The following is a 21,954-nucleotide window of genomic DNA, read 5'->3' on the forward strand; positions in this document are numbered from 1 at the left end:
TGTCAAAAACGCATGCTTGCATGTCAGAGCAGCTTCGCCAGGCCCGCCGTGACCAGCAGGGTGAGCACCAGCAGCCGGATCACCCGGGTCGCCGGCGTCTGCACCGGCCAGGTGGTCACCAGCAGCGCGATCACACCCGCCGCCAGCAGCAGGGTGAGCAGGCCGCCGACCACCCCCGGGGTGAAGAACGCCACGAGCACCAGCACCAGGGTGACCAGGAACACCGTCGTCGGGTTCGCCCGGGCCAGCCGGGCGGCGATCGGCCTCTGCGTACGCTGCATCCCACAGACTCTACGAGGAGGAACCCCGGTGCTGGTGACCAACCGGTTCGTGGTCGACGTCGATGTCGCCGACGACTTCACCGAGCGGGCGCACGCCGCCCTCGCCGCCCTGGCCGCCCGACCCGGTTACCTGCGCGGTCAACTGGTGCGCGCGCTGGACGACCCGCGGCACTGGTGCCTGGTCACCGAGTGGGAGTCCGTCGGCACCTACCGCCGGGCGCTGGGCGGTTTCGACGTCAAGGTCACCGCCGTGCCGCTGCTCGCCGAGTCCGTCGACGAGCCGTCCGCGTACGAGGCGTTGGCCAGCGCCGCCCCCGGCGGCGAGGTGGTGGCGACCCCGAGTGATCGGGCCTCTGCCCCTTACCGCTGAGCCCCGGGGCACTACCCTTTCCCCATGAACGTTCCCGGACCGGCGGCCGGATCGCCGTACCCACCGCTGCCCGGCCCGGACGGCGGCGCGCGACCCCCGGTCGTGCCCGGTCCACCGGCGGAGGTGGGCGTCCCCGCCCCGCCGGTCGGCCCCGGCGTGGCGCCGCCGTTCGCCGCCCCGCCCACGGAGGGCCGCAACACCCGCCTCTGGCTGGGGCTCGGCGCCGGGGCGCTGGCCGCCCTGATCTGCTGCGGCGGTGGCGGCGCGGCCGTGGTCGGTCTCGCCGTGACCGGCGTGCAGGCGGTCGAGGAGCAGGGCCGGGCGGCCTCCGCCGACTACTACGAGGCGCTGGTGCAGCGCCGGTACGGTGCCGCGTACGACCAGCTCTGCGAGTCCGCCCAACGGCGCGAGTCGCGGCGCGACTTCGAACGCCGGGTCGGCGACGAGCCGCAGGTGGCCCAGTTCACCGTCGGTCAGGTGGATACCACCACGCTCACCGTGCCGGTCGACGTCACCTTCGCCGGCGGTGGCCGCGAGCGGCAGCAGGTGACCCTCGAACAGGACCGGCAGACCGGCGGCATGGAGGTCTGCGGGATCAACTGACCCCGCCCCCGGTATTCTGCTGGGCCCGGGACGTCACCGGTCGTACCGTTGTCCCGGACCTGCTCTGTTCATCCCACCCAAGTCCCCGCCGGCCGCCAGCCGGCGTAGGAGGAAACATGCCAGCCGACCGTATCGACGCCGTCGTCAGCCTCGCCAAGCGCCGAGGCTTCGTCTTCCCCTCCAGCGAGATCTACGGAGGCACCCGGTCGGCGTGGGACTACGGTCCGCTCGGCGTGGAGCTGAAGGAGAACGTCCGCCGCCAGTGGTGGAAGACGATGGTGCAGCAGCGCGAGGACGTCGTCGGCCTGGACTCCGCGGTCATCCTGGCCCGCAAGGTCTGGGAGGCCTCCGGCCACATCGCCGAGTTCGTCGACCCGCTCACCGAGTGCCAGTCGTGCCACAAGCGGTTCCGGGCCGACCACCTGGAAGAGGCGTACGAGGCCAAGCACGGTAAGCCGCTGACCTCGCTGTCCGAGCTGAACTGCCCGAACTGCGGCAACAAGGGCACCTTCACCGAGCCGAAGATGTTCAACGGCCTGATGAAGACCTACCTCGGCCCGGTGGAGAGCGAGGAGGGGCTGCACTACCTGCGGCCGGAGACCGCCCAGGGCATCTTCGTGAACTACAACAACGTGGCGACCGCCGCGCGCAAGAAGCCGCCGTTCGGCATCGCGCAGACCGGCAAGTCGTTCCGCAACGAGATCACCCCGGGTAATTTCATCTTCCGCACCCGGGAGTTCGAGCAGATGGAGATGGAGTTCTTCGTCGAGCCGGGCACCGACGAGAAGTGGCACGAGTACTGGCTGGCCGAGCGCTGGAACTGGTACCTCGACCTCGGCCTGTCCGAGGAGAACATGCGCTTCTACGAGCACCCCAAGGAGAAGCTCTCCCACTACTCCAAGCGCACCGTCGACATCGAGTACCGCTTCCGGTTCGGTGGCAGCGAGTTCGCGGAGCTGGAGGGCATCGCCAACCGCACCGACTTCGACCTGTCCACGCACAGCAAGCACTCCGGCGTCGACCTGTCGTACTTCGACCAGACCAAGAACGAGCGCTGGACGCCGTACGTCATCGAGCCGGCCGCCGGCCTCACCCGCGCGGTGCTGGCGTTCCTGCTCGAGGCGTACGACGTCGACGAGGCGCCGAACGCCAAGGGCAAGATGGAGGAGCGCACCGTGATGCGCTTCGACCCGCGGCTGTCCCCGGTGAAGGTGGCGGTGCTGCCGCTGTCCCGCAACGAGGCCCTCTCGCCCAAGGCGAAGGACCTCGCCGCGCAGCTGCGCAAGCGGTGGGTGGTGGAGTTCGACGACTCGCAGGCCATCGGCCGCCGCTACCGTCGCCAGGACGAGATCGGCACCCCGTTCTGCGTGACGGTCGACTTCGACACGCTGGACGACAACGCCGTCACCGTCCGGAACCGGGACACCATGGCCCAGGAGCGGATCTCCCTGGACCAGGTCGAGCGCTACCTGATCGAGCGCCTCCCCGGCTGCTGAGGTGTAAGGAAGGGCCCCTTATTAACGCCTGCGGTATAGGAGGGGCCCCTTCTTAACACCGGGCACCGCGCGCGGCCCGGACGCGCACCCGCGGCACCGCGCCCGGCCCGGACGCGCACCCGCGGCACCGCGCCCGGCCCGGACGCGCACCCGCGGCACCGCGCGCCCGGGTCGCGCGGTGCCCGGTGTCGGCGCCTACGCCGTGGGCGGTGCCTCGCCGGACGCGACCCGTATCCCGATCGCGGCACCGGCACCCCGGCGCGACGCGTACGCGTCCTCCACCGTCCGGCACACCCTCGCCGGATCACGACGCAGCTGAGCCGGCGTGAAGTGCAGGATCAGGGCCCCGTGCCGGCTCAGCTCGTTGTGCCGATCCAGCGTCCGCGCCCAGTCGGCCGGGCTGAGGTGGTACTCCCGCGAGTCCATCTCCAGCGCCACCGCCGCGTCGGGCAGGTAGCCGTCCGGCGTCGGCAGGCGCTCGCCGCGGGCGGTTCGCAGGAGCGGGTTCCAGAGGATCTCCGGCAGCAGGGAACTGCCGGCGAGGCAGTCCCGCAGCTCGGCCTCCGGCGCCGACCGGGTGCCGTCGACCACCTCCGCGAACGCCCTCCGGACGAGGGCGGTCCGACTCCGCCGCGCCCGCCCGATCTCCTCGTCGAGGGTGGCGAGGTCGGTGAAGTTGCCCTGCACGGCCTCGGCGACCACCGCCCGTACCGGACGGAGCTGACGCAGCCCGCGGGCCGCGTCGACCACGGCCCGCGCGGGCGAGCAGACCGCGTACAGCGGCGTCCGCCGGGCCCGCGGATCGAGGGCGAGGGCCCGCGCGACCACCGCGTGACCGGCCGACGCGCGCCGCGCGTGGTGCGGCACGATCAGGTGTACGTCCGCCGTGCGCGGACTCTGCCGGAAGCCGTACCAGAGCAGGGCGGCCAGTCCGGTCACCTGCGCGGCCGCTCCCGCGTAGAGCGCGGCGGAGATCCGTCGCTGCTCGTCGGTGAGGGTGCCGGTGACCAGCGCGTACGTCGCCGGAAGGACCCGTTGCCACAGGCCGCGGCGGGCCTGCCGGTACAGGTACATGTCGTCGTAACCGGCGGCCAGGAGCTGAGCGCGGGTGACGATCTGTTGTTGCCGTTCCACCGTCTCGGCGAACTCGGGTGTCTGCTCACGCATGCGCCGCAGCCTGCGCTTCCGGCGGCCTGGTCGTCCGCCCCGCCCGGCCGGCCTGTGGACAGCGGGCGGGCCTGTGGACAGCCCCTGCGCGGGCGGCGGATGTGATATGCGCCGTGTTAACAGGGGGCCCTTCCTCTGCACGAGGCGTTAAGAAGGGGCCCTTCCTTACACTTGGGCGGTGACTGAGACGACCGCCCCGGCCGCGCGCCCGTTGGCCATCGGGCCGCACCAGGTGTGGCCGCCGGTGGTGCTGGCGCCGATGGCCGGCATCACCAACGTCGGGTTCCGCCAGCTCTGCCGGGAGCAGGGCGGCGGCATCTACGTCTGCGAGATGATCACTACGGTCGCCCTGGTCGAGCGCAACCCGAAGACGCTGCGCATGATCGCCTTCGGTGACGACGAGCGCCCCCGCAGCCTCCAGCTCTACGGCACGGACCCGGAGGTCACCGCCGCCGCGGTGCGGATCGTCGTCGAGAAGGACCTCGCCGACCACATCGACCTCAACTTCGGCTGCCCCGTTCCGAAGGTCACCCGCCGGGGTGGCGGTTCGGCGTTGCCGTGGCGGCGGCGGCTCTTCGCCCGGCTGGTGCGGGCCGCGGTGGACGCCGCGTCGCCTGCCGGGGTGCCGGTCACGGTGAAGATGCGCAAGGGCATCGACGACGACCACCTGACGTACGTCGAGGCCGGGCTGGCCGCCCAGGACGCCGGCGTCGCGGCGGTCGCCCTGCACGGTCGTACGGCGGCCCAGCGCTATTCGGGCACCGCCGACTGGGACGCGATCGCCACCCTGAAGCAGTCGCTGGACGTGCCGGTGCTGGGCAACGGTGACATCTGGGAGGCCGACGACGCGTTGCGGATGGTCGCGTACACCGGCGTCGACGGGGTCGTGGTGGGCCGGGGCTGCCTCGGTCGGCCGTGGCTGTTCGCCGATCTGGAGGCGGCGTTCGACGGCCGGCCGCAGCGGCGGCTGCCCGCCCTCGGCGAGGTCGCCACGACCATGCGCCGGCACGCGGAGCTGTTGGTCGACCAGTTCACCGCGGGCGCCCGGAACCCGGCCCGGGGAGAGCGGGACGGCTGTACCGACTTCCGCAAGCACGTCGCCTGGTACCTGAAGGGCTTCCCGGTCGGCAGCGAACTGCGCCGGTCGCTGGCCATGATCGAGAGTCTGGCCCAGCTCGACGACCTGCTCGGCAAGTTGGACCCGGCGGTGCCGTTCCCGGTGGAGACGCTCGGCCAGCCACGGGGGCGGACCAACTCGCCCGGCAAGGTCTTCCTGCCGGAGGGCTGGCTGGCCAGCCGCGACGACGACACCGTCCCGGAGGGCGCGGAGCTGGACGACTCCGGCGGCTGAGCATTCCGGAGGCACCGAAAGGCCCGGCCCCCATCGGGGGCCGGGCCTTGGTGGTGGTGTGGGTCAGGAGATGTAGCCGCGGGTGGCGATCCAGTCGGCGAGGTTGTCGATGCTCATCCGGTAGGAGGCCTGGTCGGGGTTGGCGGAGTCGGCGATGGTGACGGTTTCGCCGTTGTCGCGGTAGCCGACGACGCTGATGTAGTGCCCGCCTTCGAAGGCGTGGGTGGTGCCGTCGGTGTCGGTGGCGGTGCCGGCGATGTTGGCGACCACGGCGCGGCCGTCGTCGACGGTGCGCACGATGTCGTCGCGGAGCTTGTCGGTCTGCTTGTCGTCGGCGCTGGGGGTGCTGATCTCGGTGGACCGGTAGGCGTTCTTGCCGGTCTCCTTGTTCAGTACGGGGGTGATGTCGTTGACGGAGTTGGTGCCGGCCTCGGTGGTGCCCATGAGCTTGGCCATGCCGTCGACGTCGATGTTCTTGCCCTGCACGGACAGGGCGTTGCGGGCGGCGGCGGGGCCGCAGTAGTAGAAGTTGGGCTGGGCTTCGTAGCGGACGTTCAGTTCCCGCTCACCCTTGCGGTCGGACTGCTGCGCGGCGGTGGCCGGCTTGGCGGTGTGGGTGGGGGCGGCGAAGGCGGTGGCGGGGCCGGCGAGGGCTCCGCCGACGAACGCGGCGCTGGCGGCGGTGAGGGCGGCCTTGCGGAACAGGGTGGTAGCCATGATGGGGGTGCTCCTTCACATCGGGGGTGCGCGACACACGCAAGAAGGGGGGTTCTGCGGTGGCATGCCGCGATGTTTCGGGGGATCCGGCCCGGCGGCGGTGGTGTCCTGCGCGGGTCCGGGGGATGTAACGACCGGGGCCGGGGGGTCATTCCCCGCCGGGGTTCCCGGGGCGGGCCCTGGTGCGTGGCCCGGGGGATGTAACCGCGGGAGGCGGTCGATCATTCCCGCCGGGCCGGGCCCATCTCAGTGAGGCGCTGTGCCGCCCGAGGTGGCGCGGCCTGCCATGTACAACGACCCGACCCCGCCCCGGATTCCACCCCCGGGGTGGCCCCGGCCACCCGACACCCCACCCAAACCGGACCCGCACCCCACCGCGAACAACGAGACCGCCCCTCGACGGCCGCGCCGTCCCGAGGTCTCGCTCCCATCCCGCCCCAGACGAATGGTGCTGATCATGAGGTTGGCGGGCCCGAAACGGACATCTTGCTCCGCTAACCTCATGATCGGCCACGGCCGGGGGCCAGGGCGTGGCCGGGAGCCGGGGGTCAAGACGGAGGGCTGCTGATAGCGGGAGCGTGCCGGACCGGACATCCCGCCGTAGGCGAGGACCAGCACCCGGGCCGGGGCGGACCCGACGCCCGGCGCTCGGCGAACCGGACAACCAACCCGAGACGGACTATCCGCAACCGGATGTCCGGCGAAGGCCGGCCCGGCCCCCCGCCCGAGGTCCCCGACCCAGCGTCCGGACGGGCCGGTCCCGCTCCCGGTCGAGATCATCTGCTCCACCCCGGTTCACTGAAGTCGGGGTGTCGGCGGTGCCTGAAAGCCCTACTTCACTGCAATCGAGGGAGATCGCCGCCTGCCCCGCCGGCCCGCCCTGGAGCCCTGGTGACGGAGAGGCGACGGACAAAGGCGACGGCCCGGTGGCTGCTGCCACCGGGCCGTCGCCTTTCGTGCTGTTGCCCTACTCGTCCGCGCCCGCGGCAGCAGTGCCGCCCAGGTCGGCGGGGACGGCGTCCGGCACGTCGACCGGCTTGTCGGCACCCCGGAAGACGAGCTTGGACTTGTCGATGTCGTTCGGGTCGCCCTCGCAGTCCACCACCACGATCTGACCCGGGGTCAGCTCGTTGAAGAGGATCCGCTCGGACAGGTTGTCCTCGATGTCGCGCTGGATCGTGCGACGCAGCGGACGCGCACCGAGCACCGGGTCGAAGCCCTTCAGCGCCAGGTACTTCTTGGCGTTGTCGGTCAGCTCCAGGCCCATGTCCTTGTTGCGCAGCTGGGTCTCGATCCGCTGGATCATGATGTCGACGATCGAGAGGATCTCGTTCTGACGCAGCTGGTGGAAGACGATGGTGTCGTCGATCCGGTTCAGGAACTCAGGGCGGAAGTGCTGCTTGAGCTCGTCGTTGACCTTCTGCTTCATCCGGTCGTAGTTGGACTCGGAGTCCTCCGACGCCTGGAAGCCCAGCGACACCGCCTTGGCCACGTCGCGCGTGCCGAGGTTGGTGGTCAGGATGATGACCGTGTTCTTGAAGTCCACGATCCGGCCCTGACCGTCGGTGAGCCGACCGTCCTCCAGGATCTGGAGCAGCGTGTTGAACACGTCCGGGTGGGCCTTCTCGATCTCGTCGAAGAGGACCACCGAGAACGGACGACGCCGCACCTTCTCGGTGAGCTGGCCACCCTCGTCGTAGCCGACGTAGCCGGGAGGGGCACCCACCAGCCGGGAGACCGTGTAGCGGTCGTGGAACTCGGACATGTCGAGCTGGATGAGGGCGTCCTCGGAGCCGAAGAGGAACTCGGCGAGCGCCTTGGACAGCTCGGTCTTACCGACACCGGACGGGCCGGCGAAGATGAACGAGCCGGACGGGCGCTTCGGGTCCTTCAGGCCGGCCCGGGTACGCCGGATCGCCTTCGAGACCGCCTTGACCGCGTCCTCCTGGCCGATGACGCGCTTGTGCAGCTCGTCCTCCATGCGCAGCAGGCGCGAGGTCTCCTCCTCGGTCAGCTTGTAGACCGGGATGCCGGTCCAGTTGCCGAGCACCTCGGCGATCTGCTCGTCGTCCACCTCGCTGACGACGTCCAGGTCACCGGCCTTCCACTCCTTCTCGCGCTGCGCCTTCTGGCCGAGGAGCTGCTTCTCCTTGTCGCGCAGCTGCGCGGCCCGCTCGAAGTCCTGCGCGTCGATCGCGGACTCCTTGTCCTTACGGACCTGGGCGATGCGCTCGTCGAAGTCACGCAGGTCCGGCGGCGCGGTCATCCGACGGATGCGCATCCGGGCACCGGCCTCGTCGATCAGGTCGATCGCCTTGTCCGGCAGGAAGCGGTCGGAGATGTACCGGTCGGCCAGGGTGGCGGCAGCCACGAGTGCCGCGTCGGTGATGCTGACGCGGTGGTGCGCCTCGTAGCGGTCCCGCAGGCCCTTGAGGATCTCGATGGTGTGGGCCAGCGACGGCTCACCCACCTGGATCGGCTGGAAACGACGCTCCAGCGCGGCGTCCTTCTCCAGGTGCTTGCGGTATTCGTCGAGCGTGGTCGCGCCGATGGTCTGCAGCTCACCACGGGCCAGCATCGGCTTCAGGATGCTCGCCGCGTCGATCGCGCCCTCGGCGGCACCCGCGCCCACCAGGGTGTGGATCTCGTCGATGAACAGGATGATGTCGCCCCGGGTGCGGATCTCCTTGAGCACCTTCTTGAGGCGCTCCTCGAAGTCACCGCGGTAGCGGGAACCGGCCACCAGCGCGCCGAGGTCGAGCGTGTAGAGCTGCTTGTCCTTGAGGGTCTCGGGCACCTCGCCCTTGATGATCTTCTGGGACAGGCCCTCCACCACGGCGGTCTTGCCGACGCCGGGCTCACCGATCAGGACCGGGTTGTTCTTGGTCCGGCGGGAGAGCACCTGCATGACCCGCTCGATTTCCTTCTCGCGCCCGATGACCGGGTCGAGCTTGCCCTCGCGGGCGGCCTGGGTCAGGTTCCGGCCGAACTGGTCCAGCACGAGGCTGGTCGACGGCGCGGCCTCGCCCGGCGCGGCACCCGCGGCGGCGGGCTCCTTGCCCTGGTAGCCGGAGAGCAGCTGGATCACCTGCTGGCGGACCCGGTTGAGGTCGGCGCCGAGCTTGACCAGCACCTGGGCGGCGACGCCCTCACCCTCACGGATCAGGCCGAGCAGGATGTGCTCGGTGCCGATGTAGTTGTGGCCGAGCTGCAGCGCCTCGCGCAGGGACAGCTCGAGCACCTTCTTGGCCCGCGGCGTGAACGGGATGTGCCCGCTCGGCGCCTGCTGGCCCTGGCCGATGATCTCCTCGACCTGCTGACGCACGCCCTCCAGGGAGATGCCGAGGCTCTCCAGAGCCTTGGCGGCGACGCCCTCACCCTCGTGGATGAGGCCCAGCAGGATGTGCTCCGTACCGATGTAGTTGTGGTTGAGCATCCGGGCCTCTTCTTGGGCCAGGACGACAACCCGTCGCGCTCGGTCGGTGAACCGCTCGAACATGCCCTCGTGCTCCTCACGTGCCGTGCGCACTCGATCTTGATGGTCAAGAAGTCGTGGCGGGGCCGGTGCGCGGACGTCCGGGACGGGCGTCCGTGCCTCCTTACTCTATCGCTGCGGACCGACTCCGCTGAGGTCGTGTGTCCCCGTCAGATGCCGCGTACGCGCCGTTTTGCACAACCGTCCGCGCTCAGAGGCTGTTCCGGTAGCCCCTCCGCTACGCGCAGAGCGAAATTCGGGCGGCCGGCGGAAGCCGGTGCACCCGGCGGACGGGCGTCACGTCGGCCCGGACCAGCCCCGGCGGGCCCTGTCCACAGGCTGTGGACAGACTCTCCACCGCCTGTGGACAACGTACGCCGGCACCCGGTTCTTCCCGGTCGTCCGACCGACCGGGGTGGGGATACGGCGACGCCGGCCCGGAGTCCCGCTCCGGCCCGGCGTCGTGTCGCCCGTCGTCCATCCCCTCCGGGAGGGTTAGTGACCGGCCTTCGAGTGGTACTCGTCGACGATCTCCTGCGGGATCCGGCCCCGGTCGGAGATGTCCTTGCCGGCCTTCTTGGCCCACTCCCGGATCGCCTTGTTCTGCTCCCGATCTGCGGTGGCACCGCCCCGACCACGGGCGGCCCGTCCGCCGACCACCACGCCACCCCGGCCGACCTTCGTGCCGTGGGCCACGTACTGAGCGAATACGTCCCGCAATTTCGCGGCGTTGGCGCTCGACAGGTCGATCTCGTACTGAACGCCGTCCAGGGCGAACTTGACGGTCTCGTCAGCGTCCCCGCCGTCCAGGTCATCGACCAGCTTATGAATGATTTGCTTGGCCACGTCCCACATTCCTTTCGAGCAGGGTTGATCCTGCGAACTTCGCAAGAACGATAACCTGCCCGATGCTTGCCGCGTCAATAGGACGGGGTAACGACCCGGTGCCGACTACTCCGGGCGGACCAGCGGGAAGAGGATCGTTTCCCGAATTCCCAGGCCGGTCAGCGCCATCAGGAGCCGGTCGATTCCCATTCCCATACCGCCGGCCGGCGGCATTCCGTACTCCATCGCCCGGAGAAAGTCCTCGTCCAGCCGCATGGCCTCGTCGTCGCCGCGGGCGGCGAGCTGCGCCTGGGCCAGCAGCCGCTCGCGCTGCACCACCGGGTCCACCAGCTCGGAGTACGCGGTGCCGAGCTCGAACCCCAGCACGTACAGGTCCCACTTCTCGGCCAGCCCCGGCTCGCTGCGGTGCGCCCTGGTCAGCGGGCTGGTCTCCTCCGGGTAGTCGCGCACGAAGGTGGGCTCGACCAGTCCCGGGACGACGAGTTCCTCGAACAGTTCCTCGGCCAGCTTGCCCGGCCCCCACTTCGGGTCGACCGACAATCCGACCTTGTCCGCGTACTCGACCAGGCGGGCGCGCTCGGTGCGGACGGTGACCTCCTCGCCGAGCGCCTCGGAAAGCGACCCGAAGAGAGTGATCGACCGCCACTCGCCGCCCAGGTCGAACTCCCGCCCGTCGGCGTGCGTCACCACGGTGGAGCCGGCCACCGCGACCGCCGCCCGCTGGACGAGATTTCGGGTCAGCTCGGCCATCGTGTCGTAGTCGCCGTAAGCCTGGTAGGTCTCCAGCATCGCGAACTCGGGCGAGTGCGAAGAGTCGATGCCCTCATTACGGAAGTTGCGGTTGATCTCGAAGACCCGGTCGACGCCGCCGACCACGGCGCGCTTGAGAAACAGTTCCGGTGCGATTCGGAGATACAGATCCGTGCTGAGCGCATTGCTGTGGGTCACGAATGGCCGCGCGGTCGCCCCACCGTGCAGCAACTGGAGCATCGGGGTTTCCACCTCGATGAAGTCCTGCCCGTGCAGGGTCTCCCGCAGGCTGCGGACGACGGCGGCGCGGGTGCGTACCATCTGCCGGGCCTGCGGACGGACGACCAGATCCACGTAGCGCTGCCGGACCCGGGCCTCCTCGCTCAGCGGCTTGTGCGCCACCGGCAGCGGTCGCAGCGCCTTGGCGGTGACCGCCCACTCGTCGGCCAGCACGGACAACTCGCCCCGCCGGCTGGTGATCACCTCGCCGGTCACCCCGACGTGGTCACCGAGATCGACCAGGCGCTTCCAGTCCTCCAGCCGCTCCGCGCCGACCCGGTCCAGGGACAGCATCGCCTGGAGTTCGGTGCCGTCGCCGTCGCGCAGGGTCGCGAAGCAGAGCTTGCCGGTGTTCCGTACGAAGATCACCCGACCGGTGGTCGACACCCGGTCGCCGGTGGCGGTGTCGGTCGGCAACTCCGCGTACCTCGCCCTGATCTCGGCGAGGGTGTGGGTGCGGGGGTAGCCGACCGGGTAGGGCTCGGCACCCTCGGCGAGCATCCGGTCCCGCTTCTCCCGGCGGACCTTCATCTGCTCGGGAAGGTCGTCGGCGGGGTCCACTGGCACGGGGGTCTGCTCGGTCACGGCACGCTTCCTCGTCGGGAGTCATCGGGCGGGTTCAGGCACCGAGCGTACTCAAGGGCCGAGGCGGTCGTTACGGGATAACCTGCCCGCCATGACCGACCCCACTCAGGCGCTCTCGTTCGGCGCCGCCGCGGCGCACTACGACCGCTTCCGCCCGCGCTACCCGCAGGACGCGCTGCGCTGGGCGCTCCAGGGTCTCGACGTACCCGCCCAGGTCGTCGACCTGGGGGCCGGCACGGGCATCCTCACCCGCGGGGTACGCGACCTGGGCCACGAGGTGACGCCGGTCGAGCCGGACGCGGACATGCGGGCCCAGCTCACGGCAGCCACGCCGGGCGCGACCGCCCGGGACGGCAGCGCGGAGTCGATGCCGCTGCCCGACGGGTACGCCGACGCGGTGCTGGTCGGTCAGGCGTACCACTGGTTCGACCGGGAGCGGGCACACCCGGAGATCGCCCGCGTGCTGCGGGCAGGCGGGGTGTTCGCGCCGGTGTGGAACCTGCGCGACGACCGGGTCGGCTGGGTGAACGAGATGAACCGGGTCGCCGAGATCGGCGGCACGGTCGACGGCCTGCTGGCGGACGTCACCGACTTCGGCCCGCGCCTCACCGCGCCCGAGTGGGCCGAGTTCGCCCACACCACCACGCTGACCCCGGACGACCTGGTGGGGATGGTGGCTACCCGCTCGTACCACCTCACCGCGACCCCGCAGCGGCGACGCGAAATCGACCGGGAGCTGCGCCACCTGCTCGACACCCATCCCGACCTCGCCGGGCGGAAGACGATCGCGCTGCCCTACCGCACGCTGGTGTTCCGAGCGCGACGACGTTGAGCGTCGCGGGCGCTTGGCGGCGTGCGCACGGTGTTAAGAAGGGGCCCTTCCTCTACCTGAGACGTTAAGAAGGGGCCCTTCCCTACCTGTTGCGGTCGTAGACCATCCGGAGGCCGATCAGGGTGATCATCGGCTCGTGATGGGTGACCGTCCGGCACTCGTTGATCACCAGGGAGGCGAGCCCGCCGGTGGCGATGACCGCCTTCACCTCGCCCAGCTCGTCGGCCATCCGCTCGACGATCCGGTCCACCTGGCCGGCGAAGCCGAAGTACAGGCCGGACTGGAGGCACTCCACGGTGTTCTTGCCGATCACCGACCGGGGCTTGGTCGCCTCCACCTTGCGCAGCTGGGCGGCGCGGGCGGCGAGCGCGTCGAAGGAGATCTCGATGCCCGGGGCGAAGGCCCCGCCGAGGAACTCACCCCGCCCGCTGATCACGTCGAAGTTGGTGGTGGTGCCGAAGTCGACCACGATCGACGGGCCGCCGTAGAGGGTGTACGCGGCGAGGGTGTTGACCACCCGGTCCGCGCCGACCTCCTTCGGGTTGTCGATGGCGAGCTGCACGCCGGTCCGCACGCCGGGCTCGACGATCACGCTCGGCAGGTCGGCGTAGTAGCGGGTCAGCATGGTCCGTAACGAGCGCAGCGCCGCCGGCACGGTGGAGCAGGCGGCCACCCCGGTGATCTCCACGTTGTCCCCGGCGAGCAGGCCACGGAACATCAGGCCGAGCTCGTCCGCCGTCGACCGGGCATCGGTCTTGATCCGCCAGGAGTGCACCAGCTTGTCGCCGTCGAAGGTCGCCAGCACGGTGTTGGTGTTTCCGATGTCGATGCAGAGCAGCACGGACGCAGCCTAGACAACGGCCGGACGGGCCGGCGCGATCCGGGTCCGGCCAGGCCGGCGCGGGACGGTCATCCGGTACGCAGATCCAGCGCGATGTCCAGGATCGGCGAGGAGTGCGTCAGTGCGCCGACCGAGATGAAGTCGACACCCGTCGCGCCGTACTCGGCCGCCACCGCCAGGGTCAGCCCCCCGGTGGCCTCCAGCTCGGCCCGGTCCCCCACCGTGGCGACCACCTCGCGCAGCTGGGCCGGGGTCATGTTGTCCAGCAACAGGAACTCCGCGCCCGCCTCGACCGCCTCCGCCGCCTCGGCGACCGTGTCCACCTCCACCTGCACCGGCACGTCGGGGAAGGTCTCCCGGACCCGCCGGAACGCCGCCGTGATCCCCCCGGCCGCGAACTTGTGGTTGTCCTTGATCATCGCGACGTCGTGCAGGCCCATCCGCTTGTTCGTGCCGCCACCGGCGCGCACCGCGTACTTCTCCAGGGCGCGCAGACCCGGCGTGGTCTTCCGGGTGTCCAGCACCATCGCCTTCGTACCGGCCAACGCGTCGGCCCAGGCCCGCGTGTGGGTGGCCACCCCGGACATCCGGCAGAGCAGGTTGAGCGCGGTCCGCTCGGCGGTGAGCAGCAGCCGGGTCGGGCCGGTCACCGTGGCCAGCACGTCACCGCGCGCCACCCGCGCGCCGTCGTGCGCCACGACCGACACCTCGACCGTACGGTCCGACCCGGTCACCTCCCCCACCAGCTCGAACACGGCGGCGGCCACGGCCAGCCCGGCGACCACCCCGTCGGCGCGGGCCACCACGTCGGCGGTGTCCGTCTGCTCGTACGGGATGGTGGCGACGCTGGTCACGTCCCGGAAGTCCGGCCCCAGATCCTCGACGAGCGCGTTCTCGACCACCCGCCGCACCTGCGCCGGATCCAGGCCGGCCTGCCGCAGCGCCCGCTCGGTCGCCTCCGTCATGAGGTGCCCTCCCACTCCTGCGTCAACCCGCCTCCCGCCCCGATCGCGCCGACCAGGTGGCCCCGCCACCGCTCGTCGGCCGTCGGGAAGTCCTCCCGCCAGTGGCAGCCCCGCGTCTCCCGGCGGGCGGAGGCGGCCGCGACCAGCGTCGACGCCACGGTCACCAGGTTCGTCGCCTCCCAGTCGGCGGTCCGGGGCGTACCCCGCCCGGCACCGACCTCGCCCAGCGTGACGGCCGTCGCGGCCAGCGTCTCCGCCGACCGCAGCACCCCGGCGCCGCGGGTCATCGCGCGTTGCAGCGCGGGGGTCGCCGCCGCCGGCACCACCCAGCCGGCGCCACCCACCCAGGCGCCGGTCTCCGCCGGTCGGGCCTGCTCGGGGAGGCCGGCGGCGATGTCGTCGGCGATCCGGCGGGAGAAGACCAGACCCTCCAGCAGCGAGTTGCTGGCCAGCCGGTTCGCGCCGTGCACCCCGGTGCAGGCGACCTCGCCGCAGGCGTACAGGCCGGGGATGGACGTGCGACCGCGCAGGTCGGTGCGGACGCCGCCGGAGGCGTAGTGGGCGGCCGGGGCGACCGGGATCAGGTCGGTCGCCGGGTCCACCCCGATCGCCAGGCAGGAGGCGACGATGGTGGGGAAGCGCCGGGCCAGGTAGTCGCCGCCCAGGTGCCGGGCGTCGAGGAAGACGTGGTCGGCACCGGTGGCCAGCAGTACCCGGTGGATGCCCTTGGCCACCACGTCCCGGGGAGCCAGCTCGGCCAGTTCGTGCTGCCCGACCATGAACCGCTTGCCGTCACCGTCGACAAGGTGCGCGCCCTCGCCGCGCAGCGCCTCGGAGACCAGCGGCTGCTGGGCGTGGCCCGTACCGGCCACCCGGGCGTGCTCCGGCACGATCAGCGCGGTCGGGTGGAACTGGACGAACTCCACGTCGGTGACGTCCGCGCCGGCCCGCAGCGCCAGCGCCACCCCGTCGCCGGTGGAGACCGCCGGGTTCGTGGTGGCCGCGAAGACCTGCCCCAGGCCACCGGTGGCCAGCACCACCGCCCGGCCCAGGATCGCGCCGACGCCGTCCTCGCTGCCCTCGCCGAGCACGTGCAGGGTGATCCCGCAGGCGGGGCCGAGACCGTCCGGACCGTCCCCGGGCGCCCGCAGCAGGTCCAGCACCAGCGCGTGCTCGACCAGCCGGATCCACGGGTCGCGGCGGACCGCGGCGTGCAGGGCCCGCTGCACCTCCGCCCCGGTCGCGTCACCGCCGGCGTGCACGATCCGGTCGGCCCGGTGCCCACCCTCCCGGGTCAGCATCAACGACCCGTCCGGGTTGCGGTCGAACTCGGCACCGATCCGCATCAGCTCGCGCAGCCGCGTGGGCCCCTCCTCGACCAGCACCCGTACGGCCGCCGGGTCGCAGAGCCCCACCCCGGCGACCTCGGTGTCCGAGGCGTGCGCCGCCGGGGTGTCGTGCGGGTCGAGCACGGCGGCGATGCCGCCCTGCGCCCACCGGGTCGAGCCCTCGTCCATGTCGACCTTCGTGACCACGGTGACGTGCAGGCCCGCCTCCCGCAGGTGCAGCGCGGCGGTGAGCCCGGCCACCCCGGAGCCGACCACGATCACGTCGGTGGTCTCCACCCAGCCGGGCGCGGGCGCGGCCAGCAGACGGGGCAGGGTCGGCAGGTCGGCGGTCGGTCGGTCCATCCCCACAGTCAACCCGAAGCATCCTCGGCCGGGGCGCGGGGGGCGGGACGAGTGGTTTCGGCTACGCCGTGCCGTGCCGTCACCGGCCGGCCGGCGGTCCGGTGCTCCGGTCAGCGGGTGCGGGCCGGGAAACCGGCGGGGCCGACGCCCTTCAGCGAGCCGGTCACCGTCCGGTCGCTGAGCCGCAGGTAGCACCGCACGCCCCGGTCGCCGACCCGCCAGCGGCCGGCGCCCGGCGGGCGGACCACCACCGCGCTGCGCAGGCGCAGTGTCGGGTCGTCGGGCACGCCGACGTAGCGGCCGATCGCGGTGCGGCAGCCGTCGTAGAGGGGGGCCCAGTCGGCGCTCTTCGTCGGGTACCGGCCGTCGGGCGCCCGCCACACCCCGACGAACTCGGCGTCGTGACGGGCGGCGCAGTCCGTCGGGACCAGCGTCAGGGACCCGGCGGTACGCCCGCCCCGGGACTGCTGACAGGAGAGTCGCAGCGGGGAGGCGCGCTTCAACACGTCCCGCAGGCTGCCGGTACGGGCGACCACCTTCGCGCCGACCTCGACCGTGTCCACCTCGCTCAGGTCACACCGGAACCAGCGCGAGCCGGCCGTCCAGCCGAGCGCCGTGGGGATCGCGACGGCCAGGCGGAGTCGTCCCGCCCGCCAGTCGTCTCCGACGTAACCGGTGGCCCGGGTGTCGCACTCGGCGAACGCCCCGCGCAACTCCGTCGACCCGCTCGGCGGTGGAGCCGGTCGGGCGGCCGGGAAGGAGCCCACGTGCACCGTCTCCACCCGGTGCGGGACACCACAGTCCACCGGCGTGTACGCGGGCAACGCCACCGTCTCGGTGAAGTCGGCCTCCTGACAGACCCCGGCGGCGGGGGTGAACGGACCGGGCGCGGGCAGGGCCGCCCAGTCGTCGGTCAGGTCGCCGTCGACCCCGCCGGCGGTGCCGCATCCGGTGACCAACGCCGCCACGGCCACCACCGCGACCACGGCTCTGAACGCACGGCGCATCGCGGCCTCCCCCAGCCGACGACCGTCGATCCCGACGGCACGCCCAGGGTAACCGGAAATGACCTTCCGGTGACAGACCGCACCCGCCCCTCATCGAGAGGAGTCTCGGCGGCGCGGGTCAGGCGGGGAGGGCGGCCAGGGGGTTGGGGATCGGGTTGCCGGCGGTGCCGGGGGCTGCGGTGGACGGGTCGGCGCCCAGGTCCACGACCCGGTTGTCCGCGTCCACGTGCACCACCCTCGGGCGGTACGCGCGGGCCTCGGCGTCGTCGAACTGGCCGTACGAGATGAGGATGACCAGGTCACCGGGGTGCACCAAATGCGCGGCGGCACCGTTGATGCCGATCACGCCGCTACCCCGCTCGCCCGGGATCACGTACGTCTCCAGCCGGGCGCCGTTGGTGATGTCCACGATCGCCACCTGCTCGCCCGGGAGCAGGTCGGCCGCGTCGAGCAGGTCCTCGTCCACGGTCACCGAGCCGACGTAGTGCAGGTCGGCCTGCGTCACCGTGGCCCGGTGGATCTTCGACTTGAGCATGGTCCGGAACATCGGAACGCCTTTCGCGGGTGGTGGTGGTCAGGGACGCGGCGCGAGGTGAACGGCGGCGTTGTCGATCAACCGGGTGTCGCCGACCCAGGCGGCCACGAGCAGGCGCGCCGGCCCGGTGACCGGACCCGGTTCCAGATCCGGATCGGTCAGCACCAGGTAGTCGAGCCGGGTGCCCGGCGTACCGGTGCCGAAGGCGGCGTGCGCGGCGGCCAGCACCGCCCCCGCGTCCGCGCCCGCCGCGGCGGCCTCGGCGCCGCCCCGCAGCGCGGCCGACAGGCGTAGCGCGGCCTGCCGCCCGGCCGGGGACAGGTAGCGGTTACGGCTGGACAGCGCCAGGCCGTCCGGCTCCCGAACGGTCGGCACACCGACGATCTCCACCGGCACGTCCAGATCCCGGACCATCCGCCGGACCAGGGTGAGCTGCTGGTAGTCCTTCTCGCCGAAGAACGCCAAGTCGGGCCGGGTGAGTTGGAGCAGCTTCAGCACCACGGTGAGCACCCCGTGGAAGAAGCCGGGACGGCTCAGCCCCTCCAGGTCCTCGCCGAGCTGGCCGGGGTTGACCCGGACCTGGGGCTGGCCATCCGGGTACATGTCGGTCACCGAGGGCGCGAACACCAGGTCCGCGCCGGCCCGCCGGCAGATCTCCAGATCGGCGTCGAGGGTACGCGGATAGCGGTCGAAGTCCTCGTTCGGCCCGAACTGCAAGGGGTTCACGAAGACCGTCACCAGCACGTGGTCGGCCCGTTCCCGGGCCGCCCGCAGCAACGTCTCGTGTCCGGAGTGCAGCGCGCCCATGGTCATCACCACCCCGACGGTGCCCTTGAGCCCGTCCCGGGCAGCGGCCAGTTCCGCGCGGGTGTGCACCAGATCCGTCATGCGGCAACCTCCCGGGAACTGCCCGCCAGCACGCCGAGCAACGACTCGGCGTCCACCGGGCGCAGCCGGCCGGCCGCGATGGCCCGGTCGGCGGTACGCCGGGCCAGGGCCAGGTACGGGGCGACGGACTCCGGCGCGACCTCGCCCAGCCGGGCCAGGTGCCGCTCCACCGTGCCCGCGTCACCCCGGGACACCGGTCCGGTCAGCGCGTCGTCGCCGAGCCGCAGCGCGTTCTCCAGGGCGGCCCGCAGCAGCGGGGCGAGCACCTTCTCCGGCTGCCCCACCCCGGCGTCGCGCAGCCGGTCGGCCGCCTCGTTGACCAGGGTCACCAGGTGGTTGGCGCCGTGCGCCAGCGCGGCGTGGTACAGCGGCCGGTCCGTCTCGGCGACCCACTCCGGCACCCCGCCCAGGTCGGCTACCAGCCGGGCCGCCAGTGGGCGCAGCTCCGCCGGGGCGGTCACCCCGTACGAGATGCCGGCCAGGCGGGGCAGGTCGTCCGGCGTACCGGTGAAGGTCATCGCCGGGTGCAGGGCCAGCGGGCGGGCGCCGACCTCGGCGGCGGGCGCCAGTACGGCCAACCCGTGCGCGCCGGAGGTGTGCGCGACCACCTGGCCGGGGCGCAGCGCACCGCTGCCGGCCAGGCCGGCCACCACGCCGGCGAGGGCGTCGTCCGGTACCGCGACGATCAGCAGGTCGGCGCAGCGGGCGACGCCGGTGGCCGAGCGGCGCGCGACACCGGGAAGCAGGAGCGCCAGCCGGGCGCGGGAGGCACCGGAGACCGCGGCGGCGGCGACCACCCGGTGACCGGCGGCGGCGAGCGCGGCGCCCAGGACGGCACCGACCCGGCCGGCGCCGATCACGCCGACGGTCAGGTCACGGGGAAGCGCGGCGTCGGCCGGCCGTACGGCGGGCCCGGGACGCGGGCGCGGCGATGCGCTCATGGGTCACGATCCAGTCCTCGAGAAGGGGTACCGGTCGATCGCAAGTATGCGCCGGGGCATCGGAGTCGAAACAAGAAGGTGTGAAAACCTTCACCAATGGGGTCGGGTCGGCGTTAACAAGGGACCCCTGCTCTACCGGAGGCGTTAAGCGGGGGCCCTTCCTTGCACCCGTAGGGTCGGCGGGGTGAACCCGATGCGCTGGCGGGACGCGATGGAGGTCGCGCTCTACGGTCCGGACGGCTTCTTCGTCGCCGGCTCCGGTCCCGCCTCCCACTTCCGCACCAGCGTGCACGCCGCGCCGTCGTTCGCCACCGCGCTGGACCGGTTGCTCACCTCGGTCGACGAAGCCCTCGGTCACCCGGCCCGGCTGGACGTGGTGGACGTCGGGGCCGGTCGCGGGGAGCTGCTCGTCGCACTGCGCGGGGCAACGGACCCCTCGGTGGCCCGGCGGGTACGCCTCACCGCCGTCGAACGCGCCCCACGTCCACCGGGCCTGCCCACCGAGATCGAGTGGGTGCACGAGATCCCCGACAGGATCGTGGGGCTGCTGGTCGCCACCGAATGGCTGGACAACGTCCCCCTGGACGTCGCCGTGCGGGCCGAGGACGGCTGGCGATATCTGGAGGTGGACCCGGCCGGCAGGGAGTCGGTGGGCGAACCGCTCGACCCTGCCGACGCCGCCTGGCGGGAGACCTGGTGGCCCACCGGGGAGCGGGTGGAGATCGGACGGGCGCGGGACGAGGCGTGGGCGGACGCTCTTCGCCACGTCGACCGGGGACTGGCGTTGGCGGTGGACTACGGGCACCTGCGGGACGGGCGGCCGGTCGACGGGACGCTGACCGGGTACCGGACGGGGCGGCAGGTGCCGCCGGTACCCGACGGGTCGTGCGACGTCACCGCGCACGTCGCCATGGACTCCGTCGCCTCCGCCGGTGAGCGGGTGGCCCGGTGCGCGTACGCCCTGGGGTCGCAGCGGGAGGCGCTGCGGGCGCTCGGGGCCGACGGCGGGCGACCGGCGCTGAGCCTGGCCGGTCGGGACCCGGCGGGGTACCTGCGGGCGCTGGCCGCCGCGTCGGCGGTGGCCGAGCTGACCGACCCGGCCGGCCTGGGCGGGCACTGGTGGCTCCGGCAGCCGGTCGGCGTCGCCCTCGGACCACTCGTGGCACGATGACGGGCATGACCACCGACGCCGACCTCCGCGAGCTGACCGTCGGCACCGGCGCGGGCGGGGAACAGCTCGGCGCCGACATGGTGCTCAACATCGGCCCGCAGCACCCGTCCACCCACGGTGTGCTCCGGTTGAAGCTGGTGCTCGACGGCGAGCGGGTGGTGGCCGCCGAGCCGATCGTCGGCTACATGCACCGGGGCGCGGAGAAGCTGTTCGAGGTACGCGACTACCGGCAGATCATCGTGCTGGCCAACCGGCACGACTGGCTCTCGGCGTTCTCCAACGAGCTGGGCGTGGTGCTCGCGGTGGAACGGCTGATGGGCATGGAGGTGCCGGAGCGGGCCACCTGGCTGCGGATGGCCCTCGCCGAGTTGAACCGGGTGCTCAACCACCTGATGTTCCTCGGCTCGTACCCGCTGGAGATCGGCGCGATCACCCCGGTCTTCTACGCGTTCCGCGAGCGGGAGACCATCCAGGCCGTCATGGAGGAGGTCTCCGGCGGCCGGATCCACTACATGTTCAACCGGGTGGGCGGCCTCAAGGAGGAGGTGCCGGCCGGCTGGACCGGGCGGGCCCGCACCGCCATCGCCGAGGTCCGCCGGCGGCTGCCCGACCTGGACAACCTGATCCGGCGCAACGAGATCTTCCTGGCCCGCACCGTCGGCGTCGGCGTGCTGTCCGCCGCCGACGCCGCCGCGTTCGGCGCCTCCGGCCCGGTCGCCCGCGCCTCCGGGCTCGACCTGGACCTGCGCCGCGACGAGCCCTACCTGGCGTACGACCAGCTCGACGTGCCGGTGGTGACCAGGACCGCCGGGGACTGCCACGCCCGCTTCGAGGTGCTGCTCGACCAGGTGTACGCGTCGCTCGACCTCGCCGAGCAGTGCCTGGACCGGGTGGACCGGCTGACCGGGCCGATCAACACGCGGTTGCCGAAGGTGCTCAAGGCCCCCGAGGGCCACACGTACGCCTGGACCGAGAACCCGCTCGGCATCAACGGCTACTACCTGGTGTCCCGGGGCGAGAAGACGCCGTGGCGGTTGAAGCTGCGCACCGCGTCGTACGCCAACGTGCAGGCCCTCGCCACCCTGCTCCCCGGCTGCCTGGTCCCGGACCTGATCGCGATCCTCGGCTCGATGTTCTTCGTCGTCGGCGACATCGACAAGTAG

At 72.1% G+C, this 21,954-nt stretch carries 20 protein-coding genes; 7 read left to right on the top strand and 13 right to left on the bottom strand.

Going from position 1 to position 21,954, the window contains the following annotated elements:
* Positions 1 to 23: 23 nt before the first annotated feature.
* A complete protein-coding gene (locus D7223_RS21885) occupies positions 24 to 281 on the bottom strand; it encodes a hypothetical protein (RefSeq protein WP_120730295.1) in 258 nt (85 codons plus the stop codon).
* Positions 282 to 309: 28 nt separating this feature from the next.
* On the opposite strand from D7223_RS21885, the gene D7223_RS21890 reads away from it, so the two are divergent.
* The 3 genes from D7223_RS21890 (at position 310) to D7223_RS21900 (ending at position 2,750) form a co-directional block, all read left to right on the top strand.
* The gene (locus D7223_RS21890) at positions 310 to 651 is read left to right on the top strand and encodes an antibiotic biosynthesis monooxygenase family protein (RefSeq protein WP_120730296.1); all 342 of its coding nucleotides are present in this window, start codon (positions 310 to 312) and stop codon (positions 649 to 651) included.
* Positions 652 to 675: 24 nt separating this feature from the next.
* Positions 676 to 1,254, top strand: coding sequence for an Rv0361 family membrane protein (locus tag D7223_RS21895; RefSeq protein WP_238162157.1), 579 nt, complete (start codon positions 676 to 678; stop codon positions 1,252 to 1,254).
* Between the two features lie 116 nt (positions 1,255 to 1,370).
* Positions 1,371 to 2,750, top strand: a complete 1,380-nt coding sequence (locus tag D7223_RS21900; protein WP_120730297.1) for a glycine--tRNA ligase — start codon at positions 1,371 to 1,373, stop codon at positions 2,748 to 2,750.
* 195 nt (positions 2,751 to 2,945) lie between these two features.
* Here D7223_RS21900 and D7223_RS21905 read toward each other — a convergent pair whose 3' ends face one another.
* The gene (locus tag D7223_RS21905) at positions 2,946 to 3,917 is read right to left on the bottom strand and encodes a type IV toxin-antitoxin system AbiEi family antitoxin domain-containing protein (RefSeq protein WP_120730298.1); all 972 of its coding nucleotides are present in this window, start codon (positions 3,915 to 3,917) and stop codon (positions 2,946 to 2,948) included.
* 178 nt (positions 3,918 to 4,095) lie between these two features.
* Here D7223_RS21905 and dusB point away from each other — a divergent pair, with 178 nt between their 5' ends.
* Positions 4,096 to 5,268: a tRNA dihydrouridine synthase DusB gene (dusB, locus tag D7223_RS21910; protein WP_120730299.1), complete on the top strand. Its 1,173-nt coding sequence runs from the start codon at positions 4,096 to 4,098 to the stop codon at positions 5,266 to 5,268.
* A 63-nt stretch (positions 5,269 to 5,331) separates the two neighbouring features.
* Here dusB and D7223_RS21915 read toward each other — a convergent pair whose 3' ends face one another.
* From D7223_RS21915 to lysS, 4 genes are all read right to left on the bottom strand, one after another.
* Entirely contained in the window at positions 5,332 to 5,985 is a 654-nt protein-coding gene (locus D7223_RS21915) for a C39 family peptidase (protein WP_120725265.1), read from the bottom strand.
* Positions 5,986 to 6,952: 967 nt separating this feature from the next.
* Positions 6,953 to 9,484 carry an ATP-dependent Clp protease ATP-binding subunit gene (locus D7223_RS21920; RefSeq protein ID WP_120730300.1) on the bottom strand — a complete coding sequence of 844 codons (2,532 nt, stop codon included), beginning with the start codon at positions 9,482 to 9,484 and terminating at the stop codon, positions 6,953 to 6,955.
* Between the two features lie 471 nt (positions 9,485 to 9,955).
* On the bottom strand, positions 9,956 to 10,306 hold the full coding sequence (locus D7223_RS21925) for a histone-like nucleoid-structuring protein Lsr2 (protein WP_120730424.1): 351 nt from the start codon (positions 10,304 to 10,306) through the stop codon (positions 9,956 to 9,958).
* 105 nt (positions 10,307 to 10,411) lie between these two features.
* Complete coding sequence (gene lysS, locus D7223_RS21930; protein ID WP_120730301.1) at positions 10,412 to 11,920, bottom strand: lysine--tRNA ligase; 1,509 nt, start codon at positions 11,918 to 11,920, stop codon at positions 10,412 to 10,414.
* A gap of 91 nt (positions 11,921 to 12,011) precedes the next feature.
* Here lysS and D7223_RS21935 point away from each other — a divergent pair, with 91 nt between their 5' ends.
* Positions 12,012 to 12,752, top strand: a complete 741-nt coding sequence (locus tag D7223_RS21935; RefSeq protein WP_120730302.1) for a class I SAM-dependent methyltransferase — start codon at positions 12,012 to 12,014, stop codon at positions 12,750 to 12,752.
* 82 nt (positions 12,753 to 12,834) lie between these two features.
* Here the strand turns inward: D7223_RS21935 and D7223_RS21940 are convergent, their stop codons facing one another.
* The 7 genes from D7223_RS21940 to D7223_RS21970 form a co-directional block, all read right to left on the bottom strand.
* Entirely contained in the window at positions 12,835 to 13,593 is a 759-nt protein-coding gene (locus D7223_RS21940; protein ID WP_120730303.1) for a type III pantothenate kinase, read from the bottom strand.
* Positions 13,594 to 13,661: 68 nt separating this feature from the next.
* On the bottom strand, positions 13,662 to 14,558 hold the full coding sequence (gene nadC, locus D7223_RS21945) for a carboxylating nicotinate-nucleotide diphosphorylase (RefSeq protein ID WP_120730304.1): 897 nt from the start codon (positions 14,556 to 14,558) through the stop codon (positions 13,662 to 13,664).
* Positions 14,555 to 16,249, bottom strand: a complete 1,695-nt coding sequence (locus D7223_RS21950) for an L-aspartate oxidase (protein WP_120730305.1) — start codon at positions 16,247 to 16,249, stop codon at positions 14,555 to 14,557. The genes nadC and D7223_RS21950 overlap by 4 nt, the downstream gene beginning before the upstream one ends.
* 110 nt (positions 16,250 to 16,359) lie before the next feature.
* A complete protein-coding gene (locus D7223_RS21955; RefSeq protein WP_120730306.1) occupies positions 16,360 to 17,256 on the bottom strand; it encodes a septum formation family protein in 897 nt (298 codons plus the stop codon).
* Positions 17,257 to 17,374: 118 nt separating this feature from the next.
* Positions 17,375 to 17,803: an aspartate 1-decarboxylase gene (gene panD / locus D7223_RS21960; RefSeq protein ID WP_120730307.1), complete on the bottom strand. Its 429-nt coding sequence runs from the start codon at positions 17,801 to 17,803 to the stop codon at positions 17,375 to 17,377.
* A gap of 27 nt (positions 17,804 to 17,830) precedes the next feature.
* Positions 17,831 to 18,679: a pantoate--beta-alanine ligase gene (gene panC / locus D7223_RS21965; RefSeq protein WP_120730308.1), complete on the bottom strand. Its 849-nt coding sequence runs from the start codon at positions 18,677 to 18,679 to the stop codon at positions 17,831 to 17,833.
* Positions 18,676 to 19,620 carry a Rossmann-like and DUF2520 domain-containing protein gene (locus D7223_RS21970; protein ID WP_120730309.1) on the bottom strand — a complete coding sequence of 315 codons (945 nt, stop codon included), beginning with the start codon at positions 19,618 to 19,620 and terminating at the stop codon, positions 18,676 to 18,678. Before D7223_RS21970 ends, panC begins: the two co-directional genes overlap by 4 nt.
* A gap of 193 nt (positions 19,621 to 19,813) precedes the next feature.
* Here D7223_RS21970 and D7223_RS21975 point away from each other — a divergent pair, with 193 nt between their 5' ends.
* Both D7223_RS21975 and D7223_RS21980 read left to right on the top strand, forming a co-directional pair.
* Positions 19,814 to 20,791, top strand: a complete 978-nt coding sequence (locus D7223_RS21975; RefSeq protein ID WP_120730425.1) for an SAM-dependent methyltransferase — start codon at positions 19,814 to 19,816, stop codon at positions 20,789 to 20,791.
* A complete protein-coding gene (locus tag D7223_RS21980; protein ID WP_186832322.1) occupies positions 20,788 to 21,954 on the top strand; it encodes an NADH-quinone oxidoreductase subunit D in 1,167 nt (388 codons plus the stop codon). The genes D7223_RS21975 and D7223_RS21980 overlap by 4 nt, the downstream gene beginning before the upstream one ends.

The organism is Micromonospora endolithica, assembly GCF_003626595.1.
Taxonomy (GTDB): domain Bacteria; phylum Actinomycetota; class Actinomycetes; order Mycobacteriales; family Micromonosporaceae; genus Micromonospora; species Micromonospora endolithica.